Source organism: Pseudoneobacillus rhizosphaerae, assembly GCF_917563885.1.
Classification (GTDB): domain Bacteria; phylum Bacillota; class Bacilli; order Bacillales; family Cytobacillaceae; genus Pseudoneobacillus; species Pseudoneobacillus rhizosphaerae.
The window spans coordinates 73306-84244 of record NZ_CAKJTG010000020.1 but is presented as its reverse complement, the minus strand read 5'-3'; the positions used below and the strand labels follow the sequence as shown (position 1 = coordinate 84244).

Here is a 10939-nt window from a genome sequence, read left to right as displayed (position 1 = left end):
TGTTAAGTAAAGGAAAATGACCCATTTTGACGTTTTTTGAGTAAATAGTCGGAATTCTTCCGTCTATTTAGGCTATTTTCAGGTCTATTTCGTAATTAAGGGAAATTTCTCCGCTTATTGAGGGTTCGCTCTTTATTTAAATTTATTGATGTCAAAGACTCCAACATAAATGAAAAAGGCGTGTCAAATCTGATGTCAGATTGCACGCCTTTTTCATTGTCATTTACAGGATTTGCACCTCAAAACGGAACGGTTTTGTTACTTATAGGCTGGCTTTCTTTGTTGTTTAAAAACTAACTTCAGAGGATTGTGATTTCTTTAAGCGCTGTTTCTTTGACTTTTTAAAATGGAACAATTCATAAACGACTGGAATAACGACTAGTGTTAATAATGTGGCAACACTTAGCCCTCCAATCACAACGATAGCTAAATTTTGAGATACAAGGCTTCCTGTTTCTGCCTTTTTGAATAACAGTGGAATCATTGCACAGATTGTTGCAACAGCTGTCATTAAAATCGGTCTCATCCTTGTGGCTGCTGCTTCCACAAGTGCCTCACGAATAATCATTTTTTCTTCGTTCTGTTTTACGCGATCCAGTAATACAATGGCATTCGTAACAACAACTCCGATTAGCATCAATGCCCCTAATAAGGAGGTAATATTAACTGGAATACGGCTTATTAATAGTCCTAAAATCGCTCCTATTGCTGCTAACGGTAAAGAGAATAAAATCGCAATTGGTGCACGTACCGTTTTGAAGGTTATCACCATAATAAGGAATACAATACCAACTGAGATAAGCATAATCATAAATAAATCGGTAAAATCACTTGCTTGCTGAGCACTAGCGCCACCCATGATTACATCTACATCATCTGATAGTTTCATTCCTTTTTCCTGTTTGTTTCCGAAAATAGTAAGGTTAATTTCCTTAGAGATTTCTGAAAGCTTCTTAGAGTCTACAGAAGCAACAACACGAATATATGGCTCACCGTCTTTATGGAATTGACTAGTTGACCTTTCTTCAGCTTGAAGAGTAGCCACTTTAGAAACAGGTGTCATCCCCTCTGAAGTCATAACAAGAATGTTTTCTAAATCTTCTGGGGTTTTTGGATTAATCATAGGCTCAATTAAAACATTTGTCTTTTGCTCATCTATAGTAACAGTTCCAATTGGAATCTTGTTAAACATAACAGAAATCTGCTGAGCAATTTGGTCTGTTTGTGCTTTAGTAGGGTCTACATTTAACGAATAAACAGTCTTTTTCTCATCTTGATTTGTTTCTACAGATTCAATTCCAGTGATATCTTTTATTTCATTTTTAATATTAAGGGCTGTTTCCTCTAACAGCTTAAGATCATCACCTAAAACATCAATGGTTATTTGAGGAGAACCACCACCCATTAAGGAAGCCCCAGTTACAGTGAATTCGGCATCTGGATACTTATCTTTCTGGCTCTCTATTCTATTAATAAAATCCTCTGTCTCTTCTTTATTCTTCATAATCGCATTGACCATGGCTGTTGTAGGTGAACCGATATTTCCATATTGAGCACTATCAGCATTATTACCTACTTGTGTGACGAAGTTTTTCACTTCATCCTGTTTGGAAACAAATTCTTCAAGCTTTAAAGCTTCCTCTTTTACTTTTTCAATTGGTGTATTGTTAGGATAGTTTAAACTCATTTGGACAAATTCAGATGAGGAGCTGTCGGCTACTCCTTTAGGCATAATAAAATACGTTCCAATCGATCCAGCGAATAACACAAAAGATAAAACTAAAACTACCCATTTATGATTTAGTGACCAAGTAAGAAACTTAGTAAACTTTTTGGAAGGTGAATGTTTTGGTAGTTTTGTATTTTTTAAAAGTCCAGCACTCATTAATGGAACAACTGTTAACGCAACTAGTAATGAAGCTAGTAATGAATAAGTTACGGTTAGGGCAAAGGGTAGTATAAAGCTTTGTAAGCTACCACTTACTAAACCGATTGGTAAAAACACGGCAACAGTCGTTAATGTTGAAGCGGTAATGGCAGAGCCAACTTCCTTAGTTGCTTCTATTACCATACTAATAGAGAATGATTCCTTCTGCATTTTTCGAAAGATATTCTCGATAACTACGATACTATCATCGACTAATCGGCCGACCGCTACTGCAACACCACCAAGTGTTAAAATATTTAAAGTAACACCAGAGCGTGATAATAAGAATAAGGTAAACGCTAATGATAATGGAATCGATACAATTGTAATAAAGGTAGAGCGAATATTTCGTAAGAATAACATAATGACGATGGTTGCAAATAAGGCACCTAATAGTACTTCCTTCATCATCGCCTTCACAGAGGTTTCAACCATATCTGCGGTAGCAATAAGTATGCTAGCCTCTGTATTGTCATATTTCTTGGTAATTTCCTTTGTTGCTTCTTTTAATTTTTTACTAATGGCAACAGCGTTTGCGTTACTTTCCTTTTGCACAATTAGATATAAACCATCTTCTCCATTAATCCGATTTAAGGAATCTTCAGGTTTTTTAACTTCAATAGTAGCAATATCTTTAATAGGAACATTGGGTGCCACTTGTAGGTTTTTCACCTTATCAAGGGTATCAATCGTTCCTACTACTTGAATATTACTTGATTTTCCATCAATTGTTTTCTCACCAATGGCAACTGCCATATTTTTTCCTTGAAGTAATGTCATAACATTTTGAATGGATACTTGCTTTTTGGCCATCTTCGAATTGTCTAGCTTTACAGACAAATAAGAGTTTGCAGCACCAAAGGCTTGAACATTAGACACACCTTTAATGTCCTTTAAAAAAGGAACGACATGCTTTTTTGCAAATTCTACATTTTCAGGAGTTAATCCCTCGTCAAATGTTACCGCAATTTCCGCAATTGGAATCATCGAGGTATTCAACTGTGAGATGATTGGCTTTGACACATTTTGAGGTAATGATACTGCACCAAGGACCTCTTGTACTTCCTGTTTTGCTTCTTTCATATTAGTCCCAGATTCATAAAAAATATCAATCTTAGAAAATCCATCACCTGTAGTAGAGAAGATATTCTTTTTACCTTTAACTCCTGCTACAGTCTCCTCGATAGGAATGGTTACTTCATTTTCCATTGTTTTAGAGTCTGTTCCTTGTCCCATGACAATGACGGTAACTTGCGGATTATCCGCTGAAGGTAGAAACTCCATTGGTAAGGTAAAATAACTGATTACACCCATTACAAGAATCAATATTGACATGATACTCACAGCTGCTTTGTTACGAAAGGCCCATTTTGTGAACCAAGACATTTGTAAAACCCTCCATTCATGGTAAAAAATTACTATTATTACAACAGTTGATATTACCATGTCAAGGGAAAATAACAAGTATATTTACAAAAACTTTAGAATTGGTCATATTTTTGTCATAAAAAAAGTGAGACTTTTGTCTCACTTCATAAAATAGATTTAAGATCCAAAGACGGAAAAATAGGTGCATCATCGAGAAATGGGGCAAAACAACAGATCAACTCTTTCGTTAACGGGTGTACAAACTCAAGCTTAGCCGCATGAAGAGCTTGCCGAGACGCTTCTAATTTTCCTCCATATAAAAGATCACCAATTAGCGGATAACCGATGTGACTAAGATGAACGCGAATTTGATGGGTTCTTCCTGTATCTAACCAGCATTTTACTAAAGATGTATTATCCTTCTGATACAAATTGATTAATTCAAAATGAGTAATTGCATCCTGCCCTGATGGTGAGACACGTCTTCTTGTTGCGTGATGACGGTCACGTCCAATTGGTTCATTTATCGTTCCTTTTTTATGTTTCATTAAACCATGGACCAATGCGAGGTAGGTTCTCTTGATTTGCCGTTGTTCTAACATTCTGTCTAAAACGGAACCAACCAAAGGATGTTTAGCGAACAGGATTGCACCAGTTGTATCACGGTCGAGACGATGGATATGTCTTACCCATGTCGGTAGACCCTTGGATTGAAGGTAAAAGGCAACACCATTTAATAATGTATTCACTTGGCCGGGATCATTCGGATGGGTGTCAATACCAGCAGGTTTATTAACAATTAGTAGATGATCATCTTCAAACAATATTTCTATATTCATATAGCTTGGCATGACGTCATTCTCAAGGTTTTCGTAAAAATTTATCATCAGTCGATCGCCTTTTACTAAAGGAATCGTCCAATTCACAGGTACATGATTAACCATTACCCATTTCTCCATCCGAAATTGATGGGTCAGCTTTTTCGGAGCTTCCCAAGTCTGCTTAAATAGCTCTTCCACAGTTTTACCAGCCCACTCTTCGGGAACAAGAAATTCATGCCAAGCGCCCATTCGTTTTGATTGAATCATACATAATTCTCCTTTTATTTATAGTACTGACTATGAAAATGATGGCTTAAATTACCACGCTCTTTATGAAGTGAGTTATGTTAGACTATCTGTATAATAATCGAAGTCTAGAGCAATAAAGGGTGGGTTTTAGAGTGAAAGTTGTTTACGCATCGACTCCAGAACAGGTTGAAAAAATTCAAGAATTAATTCAAATATTTTACACAGATGTATTTCCTCTTTATTTTACAGATGAAGAGATAATAGAATTTGAACAGCTTAACGTTTTACAATTATCTGAAAGTAGTTTTGATTATTTTGGTACGTTGAAGGACGCTTATCAAGTGATAACTAGCTTACAAACATTATGCCATATTTTAGAAGGAAGTCATTTTAATCATCATTATGAACCATTATTTTATAAAAATGTAGAAACCTTAAATGAATTTGGCTTGTCCTTCCCATTTCGTTTCGAAAATTTTTCTATTTCGAAACACTTGAAAGCAGAGAATTTGAGTGTCTATTCAAGAGCGGACAATCAAATGTTAGTCTAAAATAAAACGCCTGCAATAGCTGCAGGCGTTTTTATTTTACTGTTTTTTTACGTTTTCCTCAAACCACTGTCTAAATACAGCTTCTTCTCGTGAACCATCAATTCTTGCCACTTCTTTCCCGTCTTCAAAATGTACTAAAGTAGGGGTCCCATCAATTCTATACTGATTCCAACCTTCCTGGAATTCTAATAAATTATATTGCACAACATCTATACCCATTTCCTCAGCTAGTGGCATAAGAATAGGAGTTGTTACTTTACAATGAGGACAGTCTGATGCAAAAAAGTACACTGTTACATCTTCTTTACTATCTAGCTTTTTTTCAAGAACATCTGGAAGAATAATTTTTTGATAGTTAGGGTCATTTAATTGATCAATCGTTGCTTGTTTAAGATCATTCGTTTTATAAGGATTATTTTCACCGATTTTTGCTTTGTTTTGCATATTTGTCAAGACGGCCATCGCCACAAAGAGGGCGACAATAATTGCCGAGAATATAATGATTTTTTTCATAGTGCGTTATCCTCTCTTTTTCCAAATAATTAGACTACAAATGAAGATGATAATAAAGGCAGTAAGCGCCAAAAATGGGATTGTGATAAAGCCTAACCAATTAATATATTGTCCCGTACATGGTACCCTACCACAGGTTGGTGCATTGTCTGCAAAAAAGCTCACCTTCTGCAATAGGTAATGATAAAAGGAAATTCCTCCACCAATGGCTGATAGAATCATGGAGTAGAGGGAGATTTTGTAATCCTTTTTTATGTATGCAATACCTAATATGACAACGAATGGATACATTAAGATTCGTTGATACCAGCATAGTACACAAGGTTCATATTGCCTAATCTCAGAAAAATAAAGACTTCCAAACATGGCGATTACGGATGTAGCCCAAGCGGTGAACAAGATTGATTCTTTATTTTTTTCGCTCATAGTAAACTCCTCTTTTTACTTAACCTTATTCTATCAAATTATATTAATGAATCTATCTTAAGGGAAAAATGCAAATATCTCAAATGTGAGACATCGTCATTATTTGACAAACATTCAACGATTATATTCATTTACATGAAAAATAGAGGTATTATGTAAAAGTAAAGGATACTATCCACGGATTTTGTCGGATATTTTATAAAGGACTATCATAATATTAATCGAAACAATAAAGGATAGAAACAGTATAGAAGGGGGATTTTCATGGTTTGGAAACAGAAAGCCGAACGTTGGCAACAGTTTGAAGGATTAGAGAAAGATCTACACGAACAATTAACTCAAATCCAATCGGATGAGAAAGCATTAGAAGAAGCTTTTTATAAAAATCTTGAGTTTGGAACTGGTGGAATGCGGGGAGAAATTGGTGTAGGCACAAATCGCATGAATACCTATACAGTCCGGAAAGCATCTGCTGGTCTAGCTGCATACATTGAATCCGCAGGTGAAGAGGCGAAACAGCGTGGAGTAGCTATTGCCTATGATTCACGTCATAAATCGAAGGAATTTTCCTTAGAGGCTGCGAAAATGTTTGCGTCTCGTGGAATTAAGGCGTATTTATTTGATGACCTACGTCCAACTCCAGAATTATCCTTTGCGATAAGACATTTAAATGCTTTTTCAGGTGTGGTTGTTACGGCTAGTCATAATCCACCTGAATATAATGGCTATAAAGTTTATGGTCCAGATGGAGCACAGCTACCTCCAGCAGAAGCGGATATAGTGACCCTGCATATCGAAAAAATTGAGGATGAATTATTACTAGAGGTACAGGATGAAAAGCTTCTAATGGAACAAGGACTTATCGAAATGATTGGTGAGAAAGTAGATCAAGCCTATCAAGGAAAGCTTCTGACTATTTCTGAAAATCCTCAAATAGCTAACGAAGTAGATGTAACAGTTGTCTTCACACCTTTACATGGAACGGGGAACAAACCAGCGAGAGATGGTTTAGACGCTCTAGGTTATAAAAATGTTCATGTCGTAGCGGAGCAAGAATTACCTGATCCTGAATTTTCTACTGTAAAAAGTCCGAATCCAGAAGAGCATGCGGCATTTGAGCTTGCAATAAGGGATGGTAACCGCTTAGGTGCTGATGTTTTAATTGCAACTGACCCAGATGCAGATCGTTTAGGAATTGCTGTTAAAAACGAGACAGGCGAATATGAAGTACTTACAGGTAATCAAACAGGAGCTTTATTAATGGATTATGTTCTTTCTCAAAAAAGTGAAAAAGGAACTCTTCCGACAAATGGTATCGTTTTTAAAACGATTGTGACATCTGAGCTTGGCCGAAAGGTCGCGTCTGCTTTTAATATACTAACTGAAGATGTTTTGACTGGATTTAAGTTTATTGCTGAAAAAATTGAAGAATACCAAGCTTCTGGAAAACACACCTTTTTATTTGGTTATGAAGAGAGCTACGGCTATTTAATTGGCGATTTTGCTCGAGATAAAGATGCCATTCAAGCAACTTTATTAGCAACAGAGGTTTGTGCTTTTTACAAAAAGAAAGGCATGTCTCTTTATGAAGCTATGACGAATTTATACGAAAGATATGGGTATTACTTAGAGGGGCTGCGCTCGTTAACTTTAAAGGGGAAAGAAGGAGCCGAAACCATTGGGGCTATTTTATCCTCATTCCGTTCTGAAAATCTTGAACAAATCGGTTCATTAAAGATTGTTGCAGCTGAGGATTACTTAATGAGTGTAAGAAAAAGTGACAAAGGGCAGGAAGAAATTTTACTACCAAAATCAAATGTATTAAAGTATATTTTGGCAGATGGTTCATGGGTTTGCTTACGTCCATCTGGTACGGAACCAAAGGTAAAGTTTTATTTTGGGGTAAATGGTCAAAATATGGTTGATACGAAACAAAAGCTTGCCGACCTTGAACAAGCCTTTATGAAGCTTGTGGATGAGAAAATAAAGCTTGTAACTGGTCAAAAGTAAGTTTTTATCAAACAATAACATCTTAAGAAAAAACAACATGAAAGGAAGGATTCAAATATGTTAAAAGATCAAGTAGCCATTGTAACGGGGGCATCTCGTGGAATCGGAAAAGAAATTGCGAAGAAGCTTGCAAACGAGGGGGCAAAGCTAACACTTGTTGGTAGCTCTCAAGATATTTTACAATCTGCGAAGGATTTGAACAGTGAAGGTTTTCCAAATGTAATCGCTGTGCAAGCGGATGTTGCCAATGAAGAGGATATGAATCGTGTCGTTCAATCTACGCTGGAGAAATTCGGTGGAATTGATATTTTAGTTAATAATGCCGGAATAGGGTTCTTTAAGTTAACTGAAGAGGTTACATTGGAAGACTGGAAAAAGATGTTTGAAGTGAATGTCCAAGGTGTATTTTTAGGAGCTAAAGTTGTACTTCCTCATATGAAGGAGCGAAAATCAGGAACGATTATTACGATTTCATCTGACGTAGGTCGTTATACAATTCCGAATGGTGCAGCTTATACGGCTTCCAAATATGCTGTTCAAGGTTTTTCAGGTGCATTGGCACAAGAAGTACGTGAATATGGTATCCGTGTAGGTACCGTTAACCCAGGTATGGTTGATACATATTTTGCGAACTCCACTCAAGGTTTACCAGAAAAAGAAGAGTGGTTAAAGGTAGAAGATATTGCCAATGCGGTTATTTACATGGCCTCTGCACCAAAACACATGCTTATTGATGAAATAGTCTTGCATCCTTTAGTTCAAAATTATCCAATTGCATAATAACGTAGGTTGCCCGAGAACTTAATTGGTTCTCGGGTTTTTTATGTGGAATGGTTCACTTTTGAAGAAGGAGTGTCCGTTAAAATGCAGAACTTATCTGATATACCTACTTCAAGTAAACGGACAAGAAAATTGGTTTATAGTTACCATTTTTCAGACCTTTTTGTCTAAAACGGTCATCAAAGGAACCTTTAGTTACCGTTTATCAGATATTTTTGCTAAAACGGTCATCAAAGGAACTTTTAGTTACCGTTTATCAGATATTTTTGCTAAAACGGTCATCAAAGGTACAAAGGAACCTATAGTTACCGTCTTTCAAACTCTATCACGTATTTTTCCCCTCACCACATTTTTTAACTACAACTTTAGTCTGAAACCCCACTCAATCATTTTTACGAAGCAGTTTTAAATCAAAAAAGTTATAATGAAAGATAATACTGAATTTTCTGGAGGGAAATGATGGGGAAGCGCCATTCAGAGCTGTTAATTTTAAAAGAAATTGCCGAGCTATTAAATACAGGAACAAATATGGATGAAATGCTTTCAGGAGTTCTTAAAAAGTTATTACAAGTTACGGAACTAGATACAGGTTGGATTTTTTTAATGGATGGGGATGGAAGCTTTCAGCTAGCAGCAAGGGAAAATCTTCCGCCTGCTTTATGTTATCAAAACCTCGAACCAATGTGTAAAGGAGAGTGCTGGTGCACCGACCGATACAATAACGGTCGATTAGAAAAAGCCACTAATATTATTGAATGCAAACGGATTGAAGAGGCAATCGAATATAACTGGGGAGAAACGAACGGATTAACCCATCATGCAACGGTACCACTTCGTGCAGGCGAAGAAAAGTTTGGAATCCTAAACGTTGGCTCACCCAAAAAAACCTTCTTCCATGAAGATGAATTAGCCCTACTAGAATCGATTGCTTTTCAAATAGGAACAGCCTTAAAAAGGATTAAATTAATCCAAAAAGAAAAGGAATTGGCATTAACAGCCGAGCGAAACCGACTTGCTAGAGACCTTCATGACTCTGTGAATCAAATTTTGTTTTCATTGAGTCTCACAGCTAGAGGCGGGCGTGAGATGACGGAAAATGAAGAAGTTAAAGAGACATTTGCATTTTTACAAGACTTAGCCCAAGAAGCATTAAATGAGATGCGTGCGCTCATTTGGCAGCTACGTCCACAAGGACTTGAAAACGGTGTAGTTTCCGCTTTATGCAGCTATGGTCAAATGCTAGGACTGAATTTACAAACTGAAGTTAAGGGACTTCTTACTTTACCTGGTCGTGTAGAAGAAACCGTGTGGCGCATAGGGCAGGAAGCATTAGCGAATTGTAAAAAACATTCCCAACAGTCAGATGCAATGATTCAATTTATGATCGAGAGTAACTTTTTAAATATGCTGATAAAGGATAGCGGTTGTGGGTTTATTTATGATCAGAATCAAGAACTTCCATCATTAGGCTTAAAAAGCATGAAAGAACGAACGGAATCTATTAATGGAGATTTTACTTTAATTAGTCATCCAGGGCTGGGAACTTCAATTAAAGTTAGGATACCAATTTAGGGAGGGAATTAACTGTGAAAATAAAAATTTTAATTGCCGATGATCATCATATTGTTCGAAGGGGATTAGTGTTTTTTCTAAAAACCCAAAAAGATATTGAAGTAATTGGGGAAGCCAAAAATGGACAAGAAGCGGTTGAAATGACGAAAACATTAAAACCAGATCTCGTTTTAATGGATTTAGATATGCCGATTATGGACGGAATCGAAGCAACGAAACAAATTAAAGCGGTGTTACCCGATATGAAAATAATGATTCTAACAAGCTTCTCTGATCAGGATCATGTTATCCCAGCAATAGAAGCAGGGGCTGCGGGGTATCAATTGAAGGATATCGAACCAGATGAATTAGTACGGACTATAAAAAGAATGCTATCTGGTGAAAATCAATTACACCCTAAAGCAACATCTCATTTATTATCTCACTTAACGAATAAAAATCGAGATAGTAAATCTCCAACAGAAGACTTAACGAAAAGAGAATTAGAGGTGTTGGTAGAAATTGCGAAGGGTAAAAGTAATAAGGAAATTGCATCTTCTTTATTTATTACAGAAAAAACTGTGAAAACCCATGTCTCTAACGTATTAGCTAAGCTTAGTTTACAGGATAGAACTCAAGCAGCTCTTTTTGCAGTGAAGCATGGAATAATCGAAAATTAATTTTTCTTACTACAACTAAAGTATGATTTTTTACTTTCTGCTCTCTTACTAATAGAGTAGAAA

At 36.4% G+C, this 10939-nt stretch carries 9 protein-coding genes; 5 read left to right on the top strand and 4 right to left on the bottom strand.

The features are described from left to right. Nucleotides 1–286 precede the first annotated feature (286 nt). Nucleotides 287–3313 (bottom strand): efflux RND transporter permease subunit, encoded by a 3027-nt coding sequence (locus tag LRP83_RS16460; RefSeq protein WP_230497781.1) that lies wholly within the window; start codon nt 3311–3313, stop codon nt 287–289. 146 nt (nt 3314–3459) lie between these two features. Continuing rightward, nucleotides 3460–4383, bottom strand: coding sequence for an RluA family pseudouridine synthase (locus LRP83_RS16455; RefSeq protein ID WP_230497780.1), 924 nt, complete (start codon nt 4381–4383; stop codon nt 3460–3462). Nucleotides 4384–4517: 134 nt separating this feature from the next. On the opposite strand from LRP83_RS16455, the gene LRP83_RS16450 reads away from it, so the two are divergent. After that, nucleotides 4518–4916, top strand: a complete 399-nt coding sequence (locus tag LRP83_RS16450; protein WP_230497779.1) for a YhcU family protein — start codon at nt 4518–4520, stop codon at nt 4914–4916. A 36-nt stretch (nt 4917–4952) separates the two neighbouring features. On the opposite strand, the gene LRP83_RS16445 is transcribed toward LRP83_RS16450, so the two are convergent. Then, nucleotides 4953–5429 carry a thioredoxin family protein gene (locus LRP83_RS16445; RefSeq protein WP_230497778.1) on the bottom strand — a complete coding sequence of 159 codons (477 nt, stop codon included), beginning with the start codon at nt 5427–5429 and terminating at the stop codon, nt 4953–4955. A 6-nt stretch (nt 5430–5435) separates the two neighbouring features. After that, nucleotides 5436–5855 carry a disulfide oxidoreductase gene (locus tag LRP83_RS16440; protein WP_230497777.1) on the bottom strand — a complete coding sequence of 140 codons (420 nt, stop codon included), beginning with the start codon at nt 5853–5855 and terminating at the stop codon, nt 5436–5438. Between the two features lie 264 nt (nt 5856–6119). On the opposite strand from LRP83_RS16440, the gene LRP83_RS16435 reads away from it, so the two are divergent. From LRP83_RS16435 to LRP83_RS16420, 4 genes are all read left to right on the top strand, one after another. Continuing rightward, entirely contained in the window at nt 6120–7865 is a 1746-nt protein-coding gene (locus tag LRP83_RS16435) for a phospho-sugar mutase (RefSeq protein ID WP_230497776.1), read from the top strand. A gap of 57 nt (nt 7866–7922) precedes the next feature. Then, nucleotides 7923–8645 (top strand): SDR family oxidoreductase, encoded by a 723-nt coding sequence (locus tag LRP83_RS16430; protein ID WP_230497775.1) that lies wholly within the window; start codon nt 7923–7925, stop codon nt 8643–8645. Nucleotides 8646–9101: 456 nt separating this feature from the next. Further along, a complete protein-coding gene (locus LRP83_RS16425) occupies nt 9102–10217 on the top strand; it encodes a GAF domain-containing sensor histidine kinase (RefSeq protein ID WP_230497774.1) in 1116 nt (371 codons plus the stop codon). Between the two features lie 14 nt (nt 10218–10231). Then, on the top strand, nt 10232–10876 hold the full coding sequence (locus tag LRP83_RS16420) for a response regulator (protein ID WP_230497773.1): 645 nt from the start codon (nt 10232–10234) through the stop codon (nt 10874–10876). The last annotated feature ends 63 nt before the right edge of the window (nt 10877–10939 follow it).